General features: G+C 66.9%; 20 protein-coding genes. 7 read left to right on the forward strand and 13 right to left on the reverse strand.

Annotated elements, in window-relative coordinates; translation table 11 throughout:
• Positions 1-79: 79 nt before the first annotated feature.
• From ACWGE0_RS22385 to ACWGE0_RS22410, 6 genes are all read right to left on the reverse strand, one after another.
• On the reverse strand, positions 80-667 hold the full coding sequence (locus ACWGE0_RS22385; RefSeq protein WP_452262832.1) for a Uma2 family endonuclease: 588 nt from the start codon (positions 665-667) through the stop codon (positions 80-82).
• A gap of 291 nt (positions 668-958) precedes the next feature.
• Positions 959-1,600: a hypothetical protein gene (locus ACWGE0_RS22390; protein WP_452262833.1), complete on the reverse strand. Its 642-nt coding sequence runs from the start codon at positions 1,598-1,600 to the stop codon at positions 959-961.
• Between the two features lie 441 nt (positions 1,601-2,041).
• Positions 2,042-5,125, reverse strand: a complete 3,084-nt coding sequence (locus tag ACWGE0_RS22395) for a tetratricopeptide repeat protein (protein WP_452262834.1) — start codon at positions 5,123-5,125, stop codon at positions 2,042-2,044.
• Between the two features lie 76 nt (positions 5,126-5,201).
• Complete coding sequence (locus ACWGE0_RS22400; RefSeq protein ID WP_452262835.1) at positions 5,202-5,531, reverse strand: trypco2 family protein; 330 nt, start codon at positions 5,529-5,531, stop codon at positions 5,202-5,204.
• Positions 5,532-5,682: 151 nt separating this feature from the next.
• Complete coding sequence (locus tag ACWGE0_RS22405; RefSeq protein WP_452262836.1) at positions 5,683-5,919, reverse strand: HAD hydrolase-like protein; 237 nt, start codon at positions 5,917-5,919, stop codon at positions 5,683-5,685.
• 112 nt (positions 5,920-6,031) lie between these two features.
• On the reverse strand, positions 6,032-6,364 hold the full coding sequence (locus ACWGE0_RS22410) for an HAD family hydrolase (RefSeq protein WP_452262837.1): 333 nt from the start codon (positions 6,362-6,364) through the stop codon (positions 6,032-6,034).
• A gap of 560 nt (positions 6,365-6,924) precedes the next feature.
• On the opposite strand from ACWGE0_RS22410, the gene ACWGE0_RS22415 reads away from it, so the two are divergent.
• On the forward strand, positions 6,925-7,695 hold the full coding sequence (locus ACWGE0_RS22415; protein WP_452262838.1) for an SAM-dependent methyltransferase: 771 nt from the start codon (positions 6,925-6,927) through the stop codon (positions 7,693-7,695).
• Between the two features lie 43 nt (positions 7,696-7,738).
• Here ACWGE0_RS22415 and pip read toward each other — a convergent pair whose 3' ends face one another.
• From pip to ACWGE0_RS22430, 3 genes are all read right to left on the reverse strand, one after another.
• Positions 7,739-8,716: a prolyl aminopeptidase gene (gene pip / locus ACWGE0_RS22420; RefSeq protein WP_452262839.1), complete on the reverse strand. Its 978-nt coding sequence runs from the start codon at positions 8,714-8,716 to the stop codon at positions 7,739-7,741.
• A 70-nt stretch (positions 8,717-8,786) separates the two neighbouring features.
• Entirely contained in the window at positions 8,787-11,435 is a 2,649-nt protein-coding gene (locus ACWGE0_RS22425; protein WP_452262840.1) for a hypothetical protein, read from the reverse strand.
• A gap of 326 nt (positions 11,436-11,761) precedes the next feature.
• Positions 11,762-11,923, reverse strand: a complete 162-nt coding sequence (locus ACWGE0_RS22430) for a hypothetical protein (protein ID WP_452262841.1) — start codon at positions 11,921-11,923, stop codon at positions 11,762-11,764.
• Positions 11,924-11,991: 68 nt separating this feature from the next.
• On the opposite strand from ACWGE0_RS22430, the gene ACWGE0_RS22435 reads away from it, so the two are divergent.
• The 4 genes from ACWGE0_RS22435 (at position 11,992) to ACWGE0_RS22450 (ending at position 15,666) form a co-directional block, all read left to right on the forward strand.
• Positions 11,992-12,588: a histidine phosphatase family protein gene (locus ACWGE0_RS22435; RefSeq protein ID WP_452262842.1), complete on the forward strand. Its 597-nt coding sequence runs from the start codon at positions 11,992-11,994 to the stop codon at positions 12,586-12,588.
• Complete coding sequence (locus ACWGE0_RS22440; protein ID WP_452262843.1) at positions 12,588-13,061, forward strand: N-acetyltransferase family protein; 474 nt, start codon at positions 12,588-12,590, stop codon at positions 13,059-13,061. Before ACWGE0_RS22435 ends, ACWGE0_RS22440 begins: the two co-directional genes overlap by 1 nt.
• 126 nt (positions 13,062-13,187) lie before the next feature.
• Positions 13,188-13,601 carry a DUF5684 domain-containing protein gene (locus tag ACWGE0_RS22445; RefSeq protein ID WP_452262844.1) on the forward strand — a complete coding sequence of 138 codons (414 nt, stop codon included), beginning with the start codon at positions 13,188-13,190 and terminating at the stop codon, positions 13,599-13,601.
• Positions 13,602-14,193: 592 nt separating this feature from the next.
• Entirely contained in the window at positions 14,194-15,666 is a 1,473-nt protein-coding gene (locus tag ACWGE0_RS22450) for a glycoside hydrolase family 28 protein (RefSeq protein ID WP_452262845.1), read from the forward strand.
• Here the strand turns inward: ACWGE0_RS22450 and ACWGE0_RS22455 are convergent.
• The 3 genes from ACWGE0_RS22455 to ACWGE0_RS22465 form a co-directional block, all read right to left on the reverse strand.
• Entirely contained in the window at positions 15,663-16,508 is an 846-nt protein-coding gene (locus ACWGE0_RS22455; RefSeq protein WP_452262846.1) for an SAM-dependent methyltransferase, read from the reverse strand. The two genes, ACWGE0_RS22450 and ACWGE0_RS22455, sit on opposite strands and share 4 nt — an antisense overlap.
• A gap of 109 nt (positions 16,509-16,617) precedes the next feature.
• On the reverse strand, positions 16,618-17,328 hold the full coding sequence (locus tag ACWGE0_RS22460; RefSeq protein WP_452262847.1) for a S1 family peptidase: 711 nt from the start codon (positions 17,326-17,328) through the stop codon (positions 16,618-16,620).
• Between the two features lie 82 nt (positions 17,329-17,410).
• Complete coding sequence (locus tag ACWGE0_RS22465) at positions 17,411-17,863, reverse strand: hypothetical protein (protein ID WP_452262848.1); 453 nt, start codon at positions 17,861-17,863, stop codon at positions 17,411-17,413.
• A gap of 250 nt (positions 17,864-18,113) precedes the next feature.
• Between ACWGE0_RS22465 and ACWGE0_RS22470 the strand changes: the two genes are divergently transcribed.
• Positions 18,114-19,055, forward strand: a complete 942-nt coding sequence (locus ACWGE0_RS22470; RefSeq protein ID WP_452262849.1) for a diacylglycerol/lipid kinase family protein — start codon at positions 18,114-18,116, stop codon at positions 19,053-19,055.
• 246 nt (positions 19,056-19,301) lie between these two features.
• The gene (locus ACWGE0_RS22475) at positions 19,302-19,556 is read left to right on the forward strand and encodes a WhiB family transcriptional regulator (RefSeq protein WP_015104912.1); all 255 of its coding nucleotides are present in this window, start codon (positions 19,302-19,304) and stop codon (positions 19,554-19,556) included.
• A 141-nt stretch (positions 19,557-19,697) separates the two neighbouring features.
• On the opposite strand, the gene ACWGE0_RS22480 is transcribed toward ACWGE0_RS22475, so the two are convergent.
• On the reverse strand, positions 19,698-21,176 hold the full coding sequence (locus ACWGE0_RS22480; RefSeq protein ID WP_452262908.1) for a sensor histidine kinase: 1,479 nt from the start codon (positions 21,174-21,176) through the stop codon (positions 19,698-19,700).
• Positions 21,177-21,265: the final 89 nt, after the last annotated feature.

Here is a 21,265-nt window from a genome sequence, read left to right on the forward strand (position 1 = left end):
TAGGCGCGGCAGTCGAGCGCCGTGCCCAGCTCGATCAGGCCGGCCACGTCGGCGCTCGTCCCAACTTGCCCACGAACCATCACGGAACCAGGTCGGCCAGGTCGATGGAGACGTCAACGGGACCGGGCAACACTACGTGGCTGTCGCCATCTTCAGGCGGTGTTGGCGTCCGCTCGCGGTAGACGCCTCCCACCAGCTCGTAGGCGCGCAGTGTCGCGGTCCGGCGAACGGTGTTCAGGTCGACAGTCCAGAGGTACGGAACACCGGCGATGGCGTACCCGGCGACCTTGGTTTCCCGCTCGTGCGCCTTGTTGCCGGGAGACCAGATCTCCACTGCGAGTACCAGCGCTGATGCAGGGAAGCTCGTGGTTGTCGGCAGGGTGTTCAGCAAGGCGACGTCAGGGATCAACGCGGTACGAATGGCGGTGGAGATCTCCACCCCCACACCTGTCACAGCATGCAACCTGTCGTTGCCCTCCGCTGCCTGCCACAAGGCGCGGTAGAGAGCACCCAATGCGAACTGGTGAGGACCACCCGGCGGTAGAGACACGTGGTAATAACCCCAGATCAGCTCAAGTCGGGACCCGTCATCAGGGTGATCAGCGGAGCGCCACTCATCGACGGTGTGCGGGCCGATCGGGTGCGCGAGATCGGTAGCAGCGGTCACGCGCTCACCTCACTTCCGGCTCGTCGTTGGCCCTCAGTGTCTCACGTTCGGGCTTGAGCAGGCCGAACGTACGCGTTCGATAGATGCGGCTATCCGGTCCTCGGCCATCGTCCCGACACAAAGCCGATCTCGCGGACAGTGGTGCCGGGTCAAGACACGCTCTCCCGTCTTGACGCGGTATTGCTGGCCGTGACCGATGATGGCGGGTCGGGATGGCTACTTGACTGACAAGGGCGGCGCCCGACAAAGGCTTCGTCGGGCGCCGAGAACGTGCGTACTGCCTAGCGGTCGTCAGGACCAGCAGTGTGAGCAGATGCCCTTCTCGTTCTCCCGCGCTGCGCCGGTCGTCGTCCAGACCACTGGGTGCACCTTGCGTCCTCGCTGGCGGGCCACGTTCACCGTGTGCTGGTACTTCACGCAGTCCGTAGTGCGGTGGATGTTGCGGCTGCGAGCGGTCACGAACCCTCGCGTGTTCGGGTCCGACGGCCACTGCCTTGCACGCTGAGTGGGAGTACCCACCTGATGCGGGCGGGTGTCGACTGCCACGGCGTCCGTGACGACCGGCTCGTCATCCCAAATCTCAGGGTCTCCAGGACGAGCCATCGTGCCCATCGCACTCATCGTGAAGTCGTAGCGGAGGCCCGCCGTGATGTGCCCGGACCGAGCGCGACCAGACGACGTTCGGGTGTCCACCCCGCACCACTCGGCGAACTCGAACACATCGAAGTTGGGATCGGCATGCCCTAGCACCTGCGCGACCACCCACATCACGTTCGTACGGACGCGGTCAGTCTCATCCTCGCTGAGCTGAGGCACAGTGGCGCCGCGCCCATCGTGATCGCGCTGGTGACCGGCGCGGTCGAGCCGGTATGGCGCATCCGACCAGTCGTGGTAGTTGATCTCCGCGGCGAACTCGCGGGCAAGACGGCTCAAGCCATGTGGTCCTCCGACAGGACTCTGCACAACGGCGCCCCCCGACGGGGCACATATCCGAGACAGTAGCGAGTGCGGCCACCTCGGTGCGACGCTCCGCGGCTTCTTTCTCCTCGCGGTTCCCTGTGGGGGCCGCTGGTCGTGGCCTCGTCCGTCGCGGACAGCCCCGGTTGCCTCGTCGGCGCCGACGCGGGCCGCCAGGCCCGCTTGGAGGCGCCGGACAACACCTTCCGGGGCTGAACTCCGCGACGGGCTAGGACACGAACGACCAGCGGCCCCCGCAGGGGCCGCCTTGATGAAGAAAAGAAACTCTGAACACCGTTGCAACCATCACCTTTGTCGTGTTTCGGCTGATGCTTGACGCGTTGGCTCCACCTGAAGCCGGACCTGCTGGGCGAATGTGCGGATGGGAGTTAGCTGCGCGGCGGGCATCTCATGTAGCTATGTCCCACCTTGGTCTCCCTGTAGCCATGCCACTACACGCAGGGATTGATCGAGATCATCGGTATGAACGGCGGGCCGCTGCTCGGCCAACCGGCGCCGGATCCCAACGGCTTCGTTAATCGCCGCCAGCCCCTCCTCCCGCCGCTCCAACTCACCCAGCAGGATCGACAGGTTGTTCAGGCCCGCCGCGAGATCGGGCAGGAAGGCGTCGGGTCGCTGCTCGGCCAACCGGCGTCGGATCTCAACGGCTTCGTTAATCGCCGCCAGCCCCTCCTCCCGCCGCTCCAACTCACCCAGCCGGATCGACAGGTTGTTCAGGCCCATCGCGAGATTAGGCAGGAACGCCTCGGGCCGCTGCTCGGCCAACCGGCGATAGACCTCAACGGCTTCGTTGATCGCCGCCAGCCCCTCCTCCCACCGCCCCAACTCACCCAGCCGGATCGACAGGTTGTTCAGGCCCGCCGCGAGATCGGGCAGGAACGCGTCGGGCCGCTGCTCGGCCAACCGGCGTCGGATCTCGACGGCTTCGTTGATCGCCGCCAGCCCCTCCTCCCGCCGCTTCAACTCACCCAGTCGCGATGACAGGTTGTTCAGGCTCGTCGCGAGATCGGGCAGGAAGGCGTCGGGTCGCTGCTCGGCCAACCGGCGATAGACCTCAACGGCTTCGTTGATCGCCGCCAGCCCCTCCTTCTGCCGCCCCAACGCACCCAGCGGGATCGACAGGTTGTTCAGGCCCATCGCGAGATCGGGCAGGAACGCGTCGGGCCGCTGCTCGGCCAACCGGCGATAGACCTCAACGGCTTCGTTGATCGCCGCCAGCCCCTCCTTCTGCCGCCCCAACGCACCCAGGTCGACCGACAGGTTGTTCAGGCCCATCGCGAGATCGGGCAGGAACGCGTCGGGCCGCTGCTCGGCCAACCGGCGATAGACCTCAACGGCTTCGTTGATCGCCGCCAGCCCCTCCTCCCGCCGCCCCAACTCACCCAGCCGGACCGACAGGTTGTTCAGGCCCATCGCGAGATCGGAGCGATCCGAGGCTGGGTCCTGCGCCACAATCGCGCGGTACCGCGCAACCAGTGTCTGACCGAGAGTTACTGCGGTTTCGGCTAGTATCTGACTCTGCCGTGGCAACGCCTGTCTCAGTTTGACCAAGTCGTCTGTCTCGGCCGTGGTGTCGCCTGCTTCCTGGTCAATTGCTCGCACCAGCGGCCCTGGTGCCTCCACCTGAGTAGCGACCTGGATCGCCGGCACCAACAGCGCCTCGGCGTGCCGGGTGCACCAGCGGGTAACCGCCTGACTGACACTTTCGCCGAACACCGCGTGTGCTGCCGCGCGCGTGCAGACCGTCAGCAGTCGCGTTGCCTCCGTGGGCTGCACAGTTGGTGCCAGTGCATCGACCACGTTGGCCCGGCTGTGATCGAGGGTCAGTCGTCCGATCAGCCTTTCCGCCAATCGATCTGGCTGCAGTCCTTCGAACGTTCCCTGCTCGCCGGCGGGGTAGAGGTGTATTAGCCACCCGCGCACCGCCTCGTGCCGATCGGAGGGTTGGTCGGCCATGCCCGGTACCCGCGTGAGCACGTCGCTCACTTCCTCAGGTGTGGTTGGCCCCAGCAGCACTGTCGCGGCCACGACATCGATCAGTGTGGCCAACGCCAGGTTCAGGTCCTGTGACTGTGCGGTGGTCTGCCAGTAGCCACGTTCGTGGTCCAGCACTCGATCCTCCGGGCCACGCGGCCCGCCTCCAGCACCTGCGGCTTCGCTGGGAGACAACGGATGGGCAGTGTCGAGCAGATCCGCCAATGCGCCCATCTGCACCGCCAGCACCGTCCGACGCTGATCATTCATCTGCGGTGGCCGCGCGGACAGGACAGACGCCGCAGTGGCCCAGGGGGTGTCTTGCAGTCCCGGCACCCGGTTCAGTGCCGCCGCGAAAGCGTCAACCGCAGCCTGGTAGGTCTCCGCACGTGCCGACGCAGTGTCATCCAGCACCGGCAACACCTGTACCTGCGCAGTATCCATCGCATCGCGCACCACATCGTTGGTGGCCGCCAACTGGTCCCACCACCCGCCCGCAGTGCGCGCCAGCAGCAGGACCTTCACCGGCGAACCGTGCCGTCTGCGCGTCAGCGTCTCCAGCAGTGCGACCAGTTGCCCGGTCCGGGTCTCGGCGTAGTCGATCACTACCAGCAGGGGCGTCACCGTGGCTGCCAGTACCGCCAGTTCCTCTGGTCCGCGGCTGGGGTCGAGCCAGACCACCGCCCAGCCGCGCCCGGCCAACTGCTCGGCAAACTCATACGCCAACCGCGTCTTGCCCTGCCCGCCTGGACCGTGCACCAACCGCAGAACACCCGCCGCCTCAGTCCACTCGTGAAGCTTGGCGAGGAGCTTCTCTCGTCCCCGGAACGGCACCACCGCCCGCCTAGCTGGCAACAGACCCGCTGGCGACCCGAACTCCGCCTGAGACTGAGCACGCGACTGCGCATCCACCAGGTCCCGCAGCTCGATCGCCTCACACCGCACACCGGAGAGCCCGACATGCGCGGTCACGACCGCGGCGAACCCAGGATCACGCAACAACAGATACGCAGGTACCGCTTCCAAGGCGGCGTGCCGGCGCCCAGCTGGATCCACCGCGATCACCCCGGCCAGCAGATCACCGCAGAACAACGCCGCTCCGGACAGTCCACCCCACGGTGAGGAGCCCTCCGGCGGGTGCGTGGTCAGGTTCATCACGTACCGGTCGCCGACCATTCGGTCACCGGCGTTCAACGTCCCCGCTTGCTGCGACACCTCGACCGGCCTCCCAGGGCGTTGAACCAGATCGGGAGCACCCCAGCACACGCAAGCGATCCCCGGCCGGTGGGTGACCGAGCGTCCAGGTACCACCACACCACCCGGCAACGGCGTCCACTGTGGATCGTCGATCTGTACGAGGGCGGCATCGTCAGGTCCACCCGGAATGCCACACCACACCACCTGGCCGGTGAACTGTCCTGTCCGGCCCGGCCGGAACACCGTCGCCGACGCACCCACCGCGCCGACCACATGCGCCGATGACAACACCAGCCGCGGGCCGATCACATATCCGGACCCCGGCCCGCCAACACCCGCGACCGCAGCAACTCGCTCCCACTCCATCCCGGCCTCTGGATAGCTGTCAACGGCCGACGTGCCCGGACACGTCCCCTGGCCCGTCTGGACGGTCCTTCGCGCCGGCCACCAGCAGATCCCCGCCACCAGGGAGGCGGGGCGTCAACTGCAGAGTGACCCGGTGCTTGCTGGTCCGCGAGGCACCCGCCTCAGCGTCAGCGGAGACCACCCACGCCTTGAACCCAGCCTTGGCCTTCGTATCCAGCTTCAACTCAACACTGAATTCCAACTCGATCGGCCCTACCGCAAACTCCACCCCGGCACCGGTGGCGCGTTTCGCAGCCTCCAACAACTCATCCCGCACCGCCGCGACAGCATCCGCCAACTCAATGTCCATGACACATAGGTCGCCGCACGCGAACACTTCGCTACACATGGCGACAGCAGAAACCAACGCAGCGATCGACGTGACGTCACTGAATGCCGAAACCTACCGTCACGGATCCGGTGAAGCCAGAACTTCAACCACCGCTGAAACACGACAGATGTCAGCCATTGATCAACTGCGTGACCTTGGCAGTGTCTGTCAGGTCGGGGAGCACGTCGTTGGCTCCCGCTTTCCGTAGATCCTCGACGGTGCTTCGGCCACTAGCCACCGCGATCACCCGCACGCCCGCGGTTAGTCCTGCAGCCACATCCCGTGGGGTGTCGCCAATAAGCACGACGTCGTCCAGGCTGGCCTGCCTGCCGATGCGCTGGGCGGCGCGTTCCCTTGCAATGGTCACCAACTGCGCCCTGTCGGCGTGGTCATCGCGTATGCGCTGCTTTCCAGATCGAGGAACCGTTCCAGCCCAAGCGCGCTCAGCTTGATGAGTGCTACGGTCCGTAGATTCCAGGTCAGAACTCCTTGGTGAACGGTCGGTTCAGTCTCAACGCGGCCAACGCCTCACGCGCTCCGGGCAACACCTTGGCTCGCGCCGCAAACTCCTCGCGGCCGATGCCATAGCTGTGAATCAGAGCGTCCGCGAGCTGGCGAGTTGCCTCGACATTCGGCTCGATGCCGTGCAGCTTCAGGGTTTCGGCGATGATGTCCAGTTCGGTTCGGCCGCTCACGTCGGCAAGTTGCTGGAAAGGCCGGCCGAACGCTGCCGGGAACGCTCGCTCGTACATCTCGCGCCCCATGCCGCGCGACTGAAGCAACGTGTGGTCGATGTCCCAGAGCACGAGCACCCTCGGCCCGTTCGGCGAGATCATGTTCCGTGTTCGCGAACTGACGAGGCGTATTAAGCACCCCTCCTGGGTGGCTTGCAAGTTTCGTAACGCAGAGCTTGATCATGCTGTCGAACTCCAGGACCGTCACAGCACGCAGCTCGTGACCTGCTCGCTGACTGCTGACCACCTTCCCCGCCCCTTGTCGCTGCTTCACCTAGCTCCAGGAGAGCCGTGAAGCAGCTACCGAATGGGAGAAGTGCGGCGACCAAGCGACCCTGTCTGGACCGCTTTTGACGGGTGACTGGACCAACTCCGCATGGACGGCCCGGAGACGGCCCAAGTCCCCGCCGAGACCAATTGATGCAGCTCAGGGCATGTTCCCGGACAAATCGACAAGATCTTCTGGGAGACCAAGCAGGGCTGAGGTCGAAGCCCTGAGAACGACGCTGACCAGCGAAATCTCTTTCGTCGGTCAGCGTCGTTTGTCGTCTTCTGGGGTTGTTCCACGGCCCCAGGACGGCTCGCCAACACCGCCGAACACCTGCGACACAAGATCCAGATTCTGCTAGACAGCACTGATGGACCGACGCGAACTCAGCGCTCTCGCGCACGCAGACCATCCGATTTCGGCTCCACTGAGCGACAGCACAGTCGAGCACCTTCTCCACCGGGCCATCCGCGGGCAGGACGATCACCTGCTCGATCTGGGCTGCGGCGATGGCACCTGGTTGCTACGCGCGCTACAGGCGCACGGCGGCGTGACGGCTGTCGGAGTCGACATCTCGGGTGAAGGCTTCGACCACGTCCTCAGCGAGGCCGCCCGGCTCGGTCTGGAAGATCGGCTCGAACTGCACCGCCAGGACGTCGCCGAGTACCGGTCGACCAGGAAAGCGGACTTGGTGCTCAGCGTGGGAGCCGCCTACGCGTTCGGCGGGCTGCTCCAGACGTTGAACGCCGCTCGAGAGCATCTCACCGAAGACGGGATGCTCCTGCTCGGCGACTGCTTCTGGGAGCGCGAGCCCGACGCTGCCGTCCGAGCGGAACTGGAGGACGGTCCGCAGAAGTACGCGGACCTCCCGACCACCGTGGCCCAGGTCGTCGCCGACGGCTGGACACCGGTCTACGGGTACATCAGCACCCTCGCGGAGTGGGACGAGTACCAATGGTGCTGGACCGGCACCCTCGCCCGGTGGGCTCTCGACAATCCCGAACACCCCGGCAGCGACCTCGCCTTTCAGATGTCAGCGGCCCACCGCACCAGTTGGCTGGGCGGCTACCGCGGATTTCTCGGGTTCGTCGTTCTCCTGCTGCGGCGCACACCTCCCTCGGCATCGACTGAGGTGTCCTGAGGAAACCCTTGACGCCCTTCTTCGGACTTCTGAACGGTGATGATCACTCGGCCTGACCGCGGGCGAAGCGGTCGGTGGCGGCGACGATCGCCGCGGCCATGCTGCCGCCGCCGTGACCGGTGTCGTCGAGAACCACGAGCTCGCTGCCGGGCCAGGCGCGGTGCAGCGCCCAGGCCGTGCTGAGTGGGCCGCTGACGTCGTAACGCCCGTGGACCAGCACGGCGGGAATCCCGTGGAGCCGCTCGACGTCACGCAGCAGCTGCCCCTCTTCCAGGAAGCAGCCGTGGGACCAGTAGTGGGTCACGAGGCGGGCGAAGGCCAGCTGGAACGCCGGTTCGGCGATCGACAGGAAGGGTGCGGCGTCGGGGGCCAGCGACATGTGCGTGTCCTCCCACTCGCACCACCCTCGTGCGGTCCTGGCGCGGACCTCGGGGTCCGGGTCGTGGAGCAGCCGGCTGTAGGCGGCTGCCAGGTCGCCGTCGCGTTCGGCGGAGGGCACGCCGTCGCGGAACCGTTCCCACTCGCGCGGGAAAACGCGGCCCATGTCACGGGTGATCCAGTCGGTTTCGCTGCGGTCGCCGGTCGTCACGGCCGCGAGCACCAGTTCGGTCACCCGCTCCGGATGTGCCTGCGCATAGGCGAGACCGAGGGTGACGCCCCACGAGCCGCCCTCCACCAGCCAGCGCTCGATTCCCAGGTGGGCCCGCAGCGCCTCGATGTCGGCGACCAGGTGCTGGGTGGTGTTCGCCGACAGGTCCACGACCGGGTCGGTCGCGGAGGGGGTGCTGCGCCCGGAGTTGCGCTGGTCGAACAGGACCACGCGGTAGTGGTTCGGGTCGAACAGGCTCCGCGTTCTCGGAGAGCTCCCCGATCCGGGACCACCGTGCAGCACGACGGCCGGCTTGCCGTCGGGGTTGCCCGACACCTCCCAGTACAGCGAATGACCGTCGCCGACCTCCAGCATGCCCGACTCGTGCGGCTCGATCGGTGGATAACGCCCGTCGTCGGGTGTAGTCGTCATACGGGCATGATCGCGCAACGGTGCCGCTCCCCGAACTCGGGAGCGGCACCGTTTCCTCACCAGCAAAGAACTACGCGGCGTCAGCCACCTTGCCGGTCACCTCGAACTCGACACCGGACGGCTGCTGTCCCTCGAACCGGAACCGCACCTGCTCCTCCCCCTCGGCAACGGTGTCGGCCAACGTCGGCACCGATACCTCAAACGAAGTCTGACCAGGCGGGATGTACACCCACAGGTACATCTGCGTCGACGACAACGGCCGCCACGGCAGCACCTCCTCGCCGGAGTTCTGCCAGAACCACTCGGCGTCGACGTCCGTTGTGGACAGTTCCGTCCCGGCAGCCGGCGCGATCGGCAGAGCCGCGAAGAACACCCCGGCATCAGCGGCCTCGGACAGCGTCAGCTTCCACTTCAAAGCGCCGCCCTCCGTCACGTTGTCGGCCAACGGCGTCACAGTCACCTTCGGGGCCGGGTCGTCGTTGCGCACCAGCAGGCCGCCTACCGCGGCGCCGACGACGGCGTTGGAGATCGCCTGCACCGCAACGGGATAGCGGGTGTCGGCGCTCCACTTCGTGTTGCCGGTGAAGGACACCGGCACCTCAGTGCGGTGCTCGCCCGGCTTCAGCGTCACGAGTTTGGTCGTCGGCTGGTTGTCCGGGGCGTTGTAGAACAGCCGGATGACGCGGGTGCCGTTGCCGGACGCCGTGACGACGACGTTGTGGGTCTGGGTGCCGGAGTTGCCCTCGTCCACCGCGATCAAGCTCGCGTCGACACGGCCGAGGCGCGTCGGCACGACGGGGACGAGGCCCTTGTTCCAGCCGTAGGCGTCGATCAGCCACGCCTGGCCCGAAACGGACTCGGGGACCAGTTCCAGCGCGGCGACGCGACCGAGGCCGGCGGGCAGTGGGACACGGACTTCCTGCGCCCACGCCGAACTCGTGCGATCGGTGCCGGGCAGGCCGGTGAGCGACACCGAGCCCAGTGAACGCTTCTGTCCACTTTGGTCGGTCACGGAGACGCCGAACCTCGTGGCCGGGGTGTTGGCGGGAACGGCCAGGCGCAGCGCCAGTTCCTTGGCCCCGTGCAACGACACCGGCGCGCTCGGGCGCACCTCGGCCGGTTGGCCCGCGGCGGTCCAGTTCAGCGCCACCGACAGGCGTTCCGGCTGCGAGGAGGCGGAACGGAAACCGACGAAGTGCGGAGAGCGGAAGCCGCCGCACCCGATCGCGGCGTCACGCGACGTCTGCTGGCAGACGCGAGCGGCACCCGACACGGTGGTGGCGGCGTCCGGCACGACGAACGGCTTGCGGTCGCCACCGATGGCGTGCGAGAGAACGCGGGCCGGGTCGGCGGACGGGGCGCGCACGCCCGAGCCGTCGAGCAGCGGCAGGACGGACTCGTCGCGGGCCAGGAACAGGTGCGCGGACGCCGCGATGTACGTGGCGCCCATGGTCTGCTGCTGGTCACCGGTCAAGCGGGTGGGCGTGCCCGGAGAGCACACGGGGTCAGGCGTCTGGCCGGGCCAGAAGTCGTCCTGGGCCGGCGCCTCGGCCTGGCCGGGGGTCCACTCGCTGTTGAAGAAGTTGTGGTTGGCGCCGACCATGTACAGCGCACTGTGCAGCGCGGCGCCGCGGCTGAGGCCACGCGTCTGGTCCAGGAACATCTGGCCCTGCAGGTCGGACACGTCGCCGTCACAGCCGGGCAGGAACGTCACCGAGGGGACGTCCGGCGCCGGGTTGTGGCCGAAGATCGTGGGGCCGATCAGCACGTCACCGCGGATGTTCCAGCGCACCGGGCCGGAGAAGCCGGTGTCGCCGGGCGGCGGGGTGAGGCTGTCGGTCGCGGCGCGGTTGACGCCCTCACCGCCACGGGAGTGGCCTACCAGCAACACCTTCGACATGTCGGCCCGCACGTCGACCGGTGCCGTGCCACGGCCGGACGACCAGTCGGCCCACTTCGCCAGGTGGTGGCGCACCAGCGACGAACGCCCCTGCGCGCCCGCGTCGCCGGTCATCGCGTCCTGGGCGTTGATGCCGTTCGCCGAGATCGACACCGTCAGGTACCCCTGCGAGGCCAGCAGCTGCTGCGCCTTCAGGTAGCCGCGGTGGCTCGGGATAGAGGTCAGACCGGCAGGGCACGGCCACTGCAGCGTGACCTGGTTCGGGTTCGTCTTGCTGTAGCAGGTGGCGTGCCTGCCGTGCAGGAAGAGCACCAGCGGCCGCTTGCCGGACGCGCCCTTGGGCGCGACGACGACGGCGTCCATCTCGATCGGCGCCGCGTACTCCGGCAGCTTGATCGAGTCGAGCGTGTACGCCCCGGTACTCGTGGCGTACGGCCCCGGCTTGCCGGGATCCACCTCCGCCGCCGGCCGCAACCCGGGCAGTTCGGGCACGCCGAGGCTGGCCGCGGAAGGCTCTGTGACGTCCAACCGGCGCCCGGCCGAACGCACCTGGAGTGCGGCGCGGTCCTTCAGCTGGGCGTTCAACGTGAACGTGCGCAGGTCGGCCGACTCTCTGGCCGTCCCGAGGAACTTGTCGCCCTCCCAGAACTCCACGCCCGCGTCCGACAACGGCATCGGCGTGGGAGCGGTCCAGCGAATCTCACCGCCGGTGACGGTCCAGCCCGGCGTCGACGGTGGTTCCGGCGCGGCCGCCGCCGGCAACGCCGGTATGACCGCGGCCAGCAAAACAGGTAGCAAAAGCGCAACTGTTCGGCGCATATGTGGGTCCCCCTCATAAAAGGATGGAGCCACTCCGTTCTATCCACGTCGCACAGCACGCGGCACGTCATCTCGCCGCTAATCTGCCAAACAAAACAACAATCCGACGTGCGTATTGGGCCATTCGGCCCAACGGATGGGGATTTCCCTCACCTGCGCACGACGAACTCAGGGGACGTGCGAGCCGTTCGACCGCCCCCGATGACGACGGTCAGTCCTTGACCAACGCGCCGATGGTCGTCATTTCCCCCTGGAAACCGCGAACAGAACCTCCAGAAAACAGGCAGCGCTCACTCAGCGCACGCATTTCGTGCACGACCGAAACGTCACTGGCCTCTGGTGTCGGTGTCGCGTTCGTTCTGACTCAGTTTGTTCCACGTCGAGGTCAGCTCCGCCCGGATGCGCGCTACGCGGACCCCGAAGGCCTCGCGGATCTCCTGGGGGTCGACCTCGTCGGGGGCGCCGTGGTCGGGGTGCTCGGCGGTCATGGCGAGCGGGGTACCTCGAAGGTGGACTCCCCCAAACGTGGTGCCGGTCACTCCCTAGGATCGAACAGGTGAGCACCCACCTCTACCTGCTGCGTCACGGCCAGACCGAGTGGTCCGAGAGCGGCAGGCACACGGGACGCACTGACATCGAGCTGACGCCTGAGGGCGAGCAGCAGGCACGCCGGGCTGGCGCCACGCTCGCCCGGCTGCGAGGTACGGACCAGGCGCCGGCACTCGTGCTGACCAGTCCGCGGCAGCGCGCCACCAGGACGGCCGCGCTGGCCGGGCTGGAGGTCAACGCGACCACCGAGGACCTCGGCGAGTGGGACTACGGCGACTACGAGGGCATCACCACGCCGCAGATTCGCGAGCGCGTGCCTGGGTGGACGGTGTGGTCGCACCCGATGCCCAACGGTGAGACGCACGGGGAGGTGCAGGAGCGGGCGCGCAAGGTGCTCGACGAGGTGCGCAAGATCCTGCCCGGCGGCGACGTGGTGCTGGTGGGGCACGGGCACTTCAGCCGCGTGCTGATCGCGGCGTGGCTGGGACTGACGCCTGACCAGGGCGTCCACTTCGGACTGGACCCGGCGGGCATCTGCCAGCTGGGCGACGAGCGGGGCGACCCGCAGGTGCGCAGGCTCAACGTGCCTGCCTGGGAGGTGTGATGATCCGGCGAGTGGAACCGCGTGACGTCGACGCGGTCGTGAAGCTGGTGCACGAGCTGGCCCTGTACGAACGGGCGCCGGAACAGTGCCACCTCACCGCGGAACAGTTGAACACCGCGCTGTTCAACGAGAGCCCCGCGCTGTTCGGGCACGTGGCCGAAGTGGACGGTCAGATCGTCGGGATCGCGTTGTGGTTCCTCAACTTCTCCACGTGGGACGGCGTGCACGGCATCTACCTCGAGGACCTCTACGTCACGCCGGAGCAGCGCGGCAACGGCCTGGGCAAGCAGCTTCTCGAAACACTTGCACAAGAGTGCGTCGCCAAGGGCTACTCGAGGTTCCAGTGGTGGGTCCTCAACTGGAACGAGCCGAGCATCGGCTTCTACAAGAAGCTCGGTGCCGTCCCAATGGACGAGTGGACAGTGATGCGAGTGGCCGATGAGGCGCTGCAGAAGCTGGGCTCTTCACTCTGAAGGTTGACGGAAGGTCTCGAAAGGCTCACGAAACGGGAATTCCACTCAGGACGGGTGCGCCGCCCTGGCAGCGTCCCCGCTCGCCGATCCCCCGGCAAAAAGTAAGCGTGGAAAGAAGGAAAGACCGTGGGCACTGACCCGACTACCGTTGACCCCGCCGCGACCGGCATCGGCGTCGTCGGCACGATCATCTACCTGGCCTTCCTGGTCTTCGCGATCGTCGTGATGTGGAAGGTCTTCGCCAAGGCCGGGCAGCCGGGCTGGGCGGCGATCATCCCGATCTACAACATCTACGTGTGGCTCAAGGTCGCCGGCCGTCCGGGCTGGTGGCTGATCCTCATGCTGATCCCGATCGTGAACATCATCATGTCGGTGATCGTCTCGATCGACATCGCCAAGTCGTTCGCGAAGGACGCCGTCTTCGGCGTCGTCGGCCTGTGGCTGTTCAGCATCATCGGTTACGCGATCCTCGCGTTCGGTGGCGCGCAGTACCGCGGCCCGGCCGCGCTGGTGGGCCAGCAGGGCGCGTACCAGGGCTGAGCAAGCCTGAACTGAACCGCGTGAAGGCCGGGCATCGAAGTCACCCCTGTACTTCGAGCCCGGCCTTCAGCGTGCAGCGGTGAGTGGCACCGTGACCAGCTCGACGTCACCGGCCGGCACCACTGCCAGATGCGCCACAGCAGCCTCCGCCGCAGCGTGAGCGTCGTCCAGAATTCGACACTGTCGTCTGGCGAACCAGCCTCGACGCCGTGCGCGAGGAACGAAGAAACCGCACTGCGCAACAACCCGAGCGGATCACGATCAACGACCCGCGACTCCACCGGGCGATGAGTGCGCACGAGCGCCAGATGAGTCACGCCGAATCCAGCCTGGTCCACCTAGTCGGCGTCCACGTCCAAGGCGATCCGTCGACGCCGCCTATGCCGAACACGCAGCCCGAGCCCACCTCAGGTCGTGCCGGCACGAGCACGGGACGACCGAACTCGGTGAACACGTCCGGCAGGCCGGACCGAGAAGTCACCCCTGTACTTCGAGCCCGGCCTTCACTATGGTCGTGAATGAAATCGTTTTCAGAACGTTTCAGACGCCGAGCAGCCGCCGCCCTCGACACAAGAGGAAGGACCTCTCAACGATGAGGCGTCGACTGACCGGCGCGTTCGTCGCACTAGCGGTGGTCGTGGCACCGGTGGGCGTGGCGAAGGCGGCCAGCTTCAACGTCAAGGACTACGGCGCGAAGGGCGACGGCAAGGCGATCGACTCGGTCGCCATCGACAAGGCCATCACCGCGGCGTCCGCGGCGGGCAACGGCATCGTCGAAATCCCGCCGGGCACGTACCTGTCCCGCTCGATCCACCTCAAGAGCAACATCACCATCAACATCCAGCAGGGCGCCCGGATCGTGGCGTCCGGCAGCGGCATCGACGCGCCGGAGTCCAACCCGAACTCCAAGTACCAGGACTTCGGGCACAGCCACTTCCGCAACGCGCTGCTGTGGGGCGAGAACGTCGAGAACGTCAACTTCACCGGCAAGGGCGTGATCGACGGCGCCAACAAGCTGGAGACCGGCGAGAACATCCCCGCGGGCAAGGGCGACAAGATGCTGTCGCTCAAGTTCTGCAAGAACGTCAACGTCACCGACGTGACCTTCCGGGAGGCCGGCCACTTCGCGATCATCGTCAACGGCTGCAACGGGATGAAGCTCGAGCGCATCACCGTCGACAGCCCCGACGACCGCGACGGCATCAACTTCATCAACAGCTCCAACATCGAGCTGTCGAACTCCACGGTCGTGGCGAGCGACGACGCGGTGGCGTTCAAGAGCGACTACGCCACCGGCAAGACGTTCCTCAGCGAGAACAACGTGGTTCGCGACTCCACCATCCAGTCGACGGAGAACAACGCCATCCAGTTCGGCTCGGAGACCTGCGGCAGCTTCAAGAACATCCAGTTCCGCAACCTCAAGGTCACCGGCGCCTCCAAGGCGGGCCTCGGCATGGTGTCGATGGACGGCGCGGTCATCGAGGACGTCGTCTACGACAACATCCAGCTGACCAAGACCGCGTCACCGATCTTCATCCACATCGGCAAGCGCGGCCGCTGCCCGAACAGCCCGCCGACGGGCAAGATCCGCAACATCACGTACCGGAACATCACCGGCACGAACCTGACCGCGCCGCGCGACATCCCCGGCGACCCGGAGTACGCCTCCACCATCTCCGGCCGGTCGGACTCGAAGATCACCGGTCTGACGTTCGACAACGTCAAGCTCACGGTTCCCGGCAACCACAAGGAGTCGGACGCCTCGAAGAGCCCGCCGGAGGTCTCCGGCGAGTACCCGCCGCGCATCTTCGGCGTGCGGCCGGCGTTCGGGTTCTGGATCCGCAACGCGACTGACGTGAAGTTCCTCAACAGCACCATCGAGTTCGACAAGAGCGACGGCCGCCCTGCGTTCACCACCGACAGCGTGCAGAACATCTCGCTCAACGGCGTGAAGGTGGAACGCAGCACAGGTGCGAACGACCTGCAGTGGCGCAAGAGCAGCGGAACGTCGGTCACGGACAGCACGACGACGACCGGTCAGGCGCTGCGAGCCAAGACGAACTAAACGACGCCGACCGCGCCATAAGTCGACGCGTCGGCCAGAGCCGAAGTACCGGGCAGCTCGCCGTCCGCCCTCCAGTGGGCGGCGAGCACCAGGCCGGGCTCCAGCAGCTTGAGCCCGCAGACGAACTCCTCGACGTCCTGTTTGGACCGCGGCACGAGCTTGGACTCCATCTCGTCCGCGAGGTCGACCAGCTGTTCCACCAGGCGGGGCTCGACGTCCTTCGTCAGGTGCGTCAACGCCACGACGCTGCCCTCGCACAACGCGGCGCTGTAGCGCGCGATCACACCCGCGGGCTCGTCGATGACGTACGGGAGGATCCCGACCATCAGCACGGCGGTCGGCTGGGTGAAGTCGATGAGACGACGCGTCTCCGGGTGCCGCAGCACGGCGCCGACGTCGCAGATGTCGGACTGCACGATGGCGGCGTTGAGGTTGTCGCGCAGCATCGTGCGGGCGTGGGCGACGGCCACCGGGTCGTGGTCGACGTAGACGACGTTGCAGGACGGGTCGATGGACTGCGCGACCTCGTGCACGTTGCCCGCGGTCGGAATGCCGCTGCCGAGGTCGAGGAACTGGCGAATGCCCATTTCCTCCACGCACAGCCGCACCACGCGACGGGAGAAAGACCTGATCGTGCGAGCCACTTCGGCTACCGGGAAGCGTTTGATGCTTTCCTCTGCCAACGCGCGGTCAACCGCGAAGTTGTGCGCTCCGCCGAGGTAGTAGTCGAACAGGCGAGCCACATTTGGGCGTTCGGAATCGCCATTCGTGGTCACCCGCTTCGGGCCGTCCTGCACTGCGCACCTCACCCTGCTCCCGAGCGGCGCGAACGCTGGCAGCACGGTAACTGGCTACTCCGTTCGTGTCCATCCACCATTAGTGGTCACGTAGGGTGATGGCCCCCGGCAGGTGCCGAGGGCCATCGCAGGGTTACCGCTGGTCAATCAGGTGTCACACGCCGGCGTACTGCCGGATCCAGCTGCGGTAGCCGGTGTTGTTGATGTTGGTGTAGTTCGAGACGCTCGAACGGTCCGAGGTGGACGCGACGCCGACCTGACGGCCGTCGGCGAACATCGGGCCACCGGAGTCCCCACCAGCAGCGATGCCGTCGATCCGGCGCACGCTGATGGCCTGGCCACCGCGGTAGTCACGACCGTTGGTGGTCGTGACGCGGGTGTCCGCGACCTTCAGGTAGCGGGACTGGCAGTTGATCTCCGGCTGGTTGGTGCAGGTGGCGCCCCAGCCGTAGAGCTTGACGGTCTCGCCGACCGAGACGGTCGAGCCGAGCGGGGAGAACGGCGCGGTCATCGACGTGCTGACCCGCACGAGCGCCAGGTCGGCCGACGGGTGCTTGATGATCTGGTTGCCGGTCACCAGCTGGCCGCCGGAGGTCTGGTCCAGGCTGCCCGCGCGGAACGTGTACGTGCCGCTGCCGGCCACGCAGTGCTCCGCCGTCAGGATCCACGTGGGAGCGATCTTCGTGGCGGAGCAGTTCTCCCGCCCGTTGAAGAACAGACGCGCCGCGTAGGGGAAGTTCTGGGCGTAGCTGCCGCCGATGATCATCGGCGACATGTTCGGGTCCTCGGGCGCTGCCGAAGCCGTCACGGGAGCGAGGGAGAGCGCCGCCAGGAGGGCGCCCGCAATCGCAGTGAAAACACGCATGGTTGGTCACCTCGTGAGTGCAGGGAGTGGTTAAACAACCACGCACAGCTTCACTCGGTCGTGTGACCGTGACCACCCTCCGTTAGTCGGCTTTGTCACCTTCGTTCACATCGGCCGCGTCCGGGGAGTCCGCCGAGTCGTAGCCCAGCGCCCAGCGGCGGCCGTCGTTGGTGAACAGGAACACGAGCACGACGACGCAGTAGATGCCGCCCAGCGAACCGAGCAACTGCTGCTCCGACGGCCCGTACGCGTACCAGGCACAACCGAGCAAAAGCAGCTGCGTGACGATCACGGGCGTGCGGGCGCCGTGCTCGCCACGGAACAACAGGACCGACGCGATGATCGCCCCGCCGAACCAGATCACCAGCACTCCGGCGGCGCCGAGGATCGGACCCGCCGGGGTCGCGCCCCCGATCACGCGGACGGCGAGGGCGACGGCCAGCGCGACGCCGCCCAGGCCCTGCAGAAAGGTGAGCACGGCGGCGATGCGCACCGAGCGCGGTGGCGCCGGGGTCACCGGGTTGTCACTGATCACGGGACCGTTCCTCACGTTCTGTACTGGTCACGGATCGTAGGCCACCCGGTTGGAGGGCTCACTCAGCACGCCTGACGCGGGAAGATCAAGGGGCCTTCAGCGAGTCGGCGGTCGTCCGGGGTGCACTCGGCTGCGAGGTGGAACGCCGTGCTGACGGAAGGGAGATTTGCGCCACTTTCGTGAGGCTGGAGCCACCCTGAGGGAGGACATGCGCGCGGCTGACGGTCACGCACTGTCTTACTCTCAAGTAGTGCGCGCTCTTCTCGTGGTGAACCCGCAGGCGACTACAACGACGCCGGCGGGGCGTGACGTGTTGGCGCACGCGCTTGCCAGCGACCTGAAGCTCGAGGTCATCGAGACCTCCTACCGCGGTCACGCGGCCGACGCCGCGAGCAAGGCGGCCGAGGACGGGTTCGACCTGGTCATCGCCCACGGCGGCGACGGCACGGTGAACGAGGTCGTGAACGGCATCCTGCGCGGCGGCCCCCGTCCCAACAAGCCGATGCTCGGCGTCGTGCCGGGCGGTTCGGCGAACGTCTTCGCGGGTGCGCTCGGCATCCCCCGCGACCCGGTCGAGGCCACGCACGTGCTGCTTCAGGCCATCGAGCACAGCACCCGGCGCCGGATCGGGCTCGGCCAGGTCTTCGCGGACGTCATCGAGGGCGGCCCCGGTCGCTGGTTCACGTTCAACGCGGGCATGGGCCTGGACGCGGACGTCGTCGCCGGCGTGGAGAAGAAGCGCGCCAAGGGCCGCAACGCGAGTCCCGCTCTCTACCTGTCCGTCGCGCTGAAGGCCTATGCGCAGAACGTGCGCAAGCCGCAGCACTTCACGGTCGAGATTCCGGGAGAGGCGCCGTTCAACGACGTCGGCATGGTGTTCGTGTCGAACACCGACCCGTGGACGTACTTCGGTGACAAGGCGATCCAGCTCAACCCCAGCACGTCGTTCGACGGCGGCCTGGGCATGAGTGCGCTGAAGACGTTGCGGGTACCCACCGTCGGGCGCTACATCGCCCAGGTGCTCGCCACCGGGAATCCGAAGGGCGGAAATCTCGTTCGGCGTGACGACGTGGGTTATGTCAGAGTGAAGTGCGAGGAGCCCGCCAACCTCCAGGTCGACGGAGATTTCCTCGGCATGACGACTGCGGTGGAGTTCAGAGCAGTCCCCGACGCGTTGACTGTTGCCGTATAAGCAACTTGACAGTCCGTGATCGGTTCGTGACCGTCTCGGTACTCACCCGGGATGTACTGCAGTCGAGTGACAGCAGAGCGTGAAACCCCAGGTGAACGCTGTCGATCTTTTGGGTGAGTTCACTCACCGGGTCAGTGCTAACCCCTTGACATCCCAGCCGTTCGTGAAAGCATTCACAAGCACCCCAAAACGACCGCTGACAACCGGCGTGCCCTTGTGCGCGCCTATCGCTGAGGAGTAGTTCCAATGGACTGGCGCCACCGCGCGATCTGCCGCGACGAGGACCCCGAGCTGTTCTTCCCCGTTGGGAACAGTGGTCCCGCGCTGCTTCAGATCGCCGAGGCGAAGACCGTCTGCCGCCGCTGCCCCGTCGTCTCCGACTGCCTCGCGTGGGCGCTCGAGAGCGGCCAGGACGCTGGCGTCTGGGGCGGGATGAGCGAAGACGAGCGCCGCGCTCTCAAGCGCCGCAACGCCCGCACGCGGGCCCGCAGCAACGCCTGACCAGGCAGTTAGCCGCGAACAAGCACTAAAGAAGAAGCCCGACACCGTGCCAGGTGTCGGGCTTTTTCTTTGTTTGCACACCCTCCCGCATGACCACGTGAGAGCCGCTGAGGCTGGCCGTCACGTGTGCACGGCGTTAGTTTAGCGCCGCCCTCTGAGGGGCACGCGCAGGACTGCCTCTGTACCGCCTCGGGGCCGTCGCCGCAAGCTCAACGAGCCTCTCAATTCGGAATCAACAAGGGTCCGAACGATCTGCAGACCGAGACGATCGGTGCGCTCCAGGGAGAAACCGGGCGGAAGCCCCTTTCCGTCGTCGGTGATCGTCACGTCGAGCCATTTGGCGGATCGCTCCGAATGCACGACGACCTCTCCGCGCTGGCCAGGGGCATAAGCGTGCTCGAACGCGTTCTGCACGAGCTCGGTCAGCACCATCACCAGCGGGGTGGCGATCTCGGCGGGCACGATCCCGAACCCACCCTCGCGACGCACGCTGACCTGGGTCTCGGTGACCGCCACGTCGCCCATCATCGGGATCACCTTGTCGACCACGTCGTCGAGGTCGACCCGCTCGTCGACGGACATCGACAACGTCTCGTGAACGAGTGCGATGGAAGTCACACGGCGGACCGACTCGGCCAGTGCCTCCTTCGCCTCCGGGTTGCTCAACCTGCGGCTTTGCAGCCTCAGCAGCGCCGCGACGGTCTGCAGGTTGTTCTTCACCCGGTGGTGGATCTCGCGGATCGTGGCGTCCTTGGACATCAACGCACGGTCACGCCGGCGTACTTCGGTGACGTCGCGGCACAGCACGATCGCGCCCGCGGCCTGGCCACGTGGCCGAAGGGGCAAAGCACGGAACAGCACCGCGGCACCGCGCCGTGATTCCGCCTCCATGCGCATCGACGGCTGCCCGTCCAGTGCCTGCCGGATGCGCTGCGCGACCTCGGTGGCGTCGAACGGATCGCCGATGAGGCTGCGGGTGAGCGGTGCGAGATGCACGCCCACGAGGTCTGACGCGTGCCCCATGCGGTGGAAGGCGGACAGGGCGTTCGGCGACGCGAACACCACCGCGCCGGACGGATCGAGCCTGATCAGGCCGTCTCCGACGCGCGGGCTGGTGTGCACGTCCGGGGACGGTTCGGGCGCGGGGAACGTGCCGTCCGCGATCATCTGGCACAGGTCCGCCGCGCTGCCGAGGTACGAGATCTCCAACGGCGACGGCACCCGCGGCACGGCCAGGTTCGTGCTGCGGCTCAGCACCGCGATGACCTGAGTGCCCAGCCTGACCGGGATGGTCTCCCGCCGCACCGGCACGCCCAGGTGCCAGCGCGGGTCCTCCTCGCGGCAGATCCGCGACTCGTCGATGGCCCGCCGCAGCTGCGGATGTTCCTCGGTGTCCACCTCGCTGCCGACCACGTCCTCCGGGTGAGCCGTCGGCGCCGTGGTGGGCCTGGCCTGCGCGACGCAGAGGAACTTGCCGTCGTCCAGCGGCACCCACATGTTGAAGTCCGCGAACGAGAGGTCGGAGAGGAGTTGCCACTCCGCGACGACCAGTTGGAGGTGGTCGGCGGCGGCGCCGGAGAGCTTGGTGTGCTCGGCCAGCAGGTCCGTGAGCGTGCTCAGAACTCCTCCATGCGAAAATACCGAAGCTGTGTTCGACTGGTCGGCTGGACCGACCAACTCGAATCAGTACCCGGCAGGTCGGTCCAGCC

Source organism: Lentzea sp. NPDC054927, from assembly GCF_053610285.1.

Coding starts and splice junctions, on each gene's coding strand:
- ACWGE0_RS22400 (WP_452262835.1), bottom strand. CDS start 5,531: ATGGACATTGAGTTGGCGGATGCTGTCGCGGCGGTGCGGGATGAGTTG.
- ACWGE0_RS22450 (WP_452262845.1), top strand. CDS start 14,194: ATGAGGCGTCGACTGACCGGCGCGTTCGTCGCACTAGCGGTGGTCGTG.
- ACWGE0_RS22415 (WP_452262838.1), top strand. CDS start 6,925: ATGGACCGACGCGAACTCAGCGCTCTCGCGCACGCAGACCATCCGATT.
- pip (WP_452262839.1), bottom strand. CDS start 8,716: ATGACGACTACACCCGACGACGGGCGTTATCCACCGATCGAGCCGCAC.
- ACWGE0_RS22475 (WP_015104912.1), top strand. CDS start 19,302: ATGGACTGGCGCCACCGCGCGATCTGCCGCGACGAGGACCCCGAGCTG.
- ACWGE0_RS22430 (WP_452262841.1), bottom strand. CDS start 11,923: ATGACCGCCGAGCACCCCGACCACGGCGCCCCCGACGAGGTCGACCCC.
- ACWGE0_RS22425 (WP_452262840.1), bottom strand. CDS start 11,435: ATGCGCCGAACAGTTGCGCTTTTGCTACCTGTTTTGCTGGCCGCGGTC.
- ACWGE0_RS22460 (WP_452262847.1), bottom strand. CDS start 17,328: ATGCGTGTTTTCACTGCGATTGCGGGCGCCCTCCTGGCGGCGCTCTCC.
- ACWGE0_RS22440 (WP_452262843.1), top strand. CDS start 12,588: ATGATCCGGCGAGTGGAACCGCGTGACGTCGACGCGGTCGTGAAGCTG.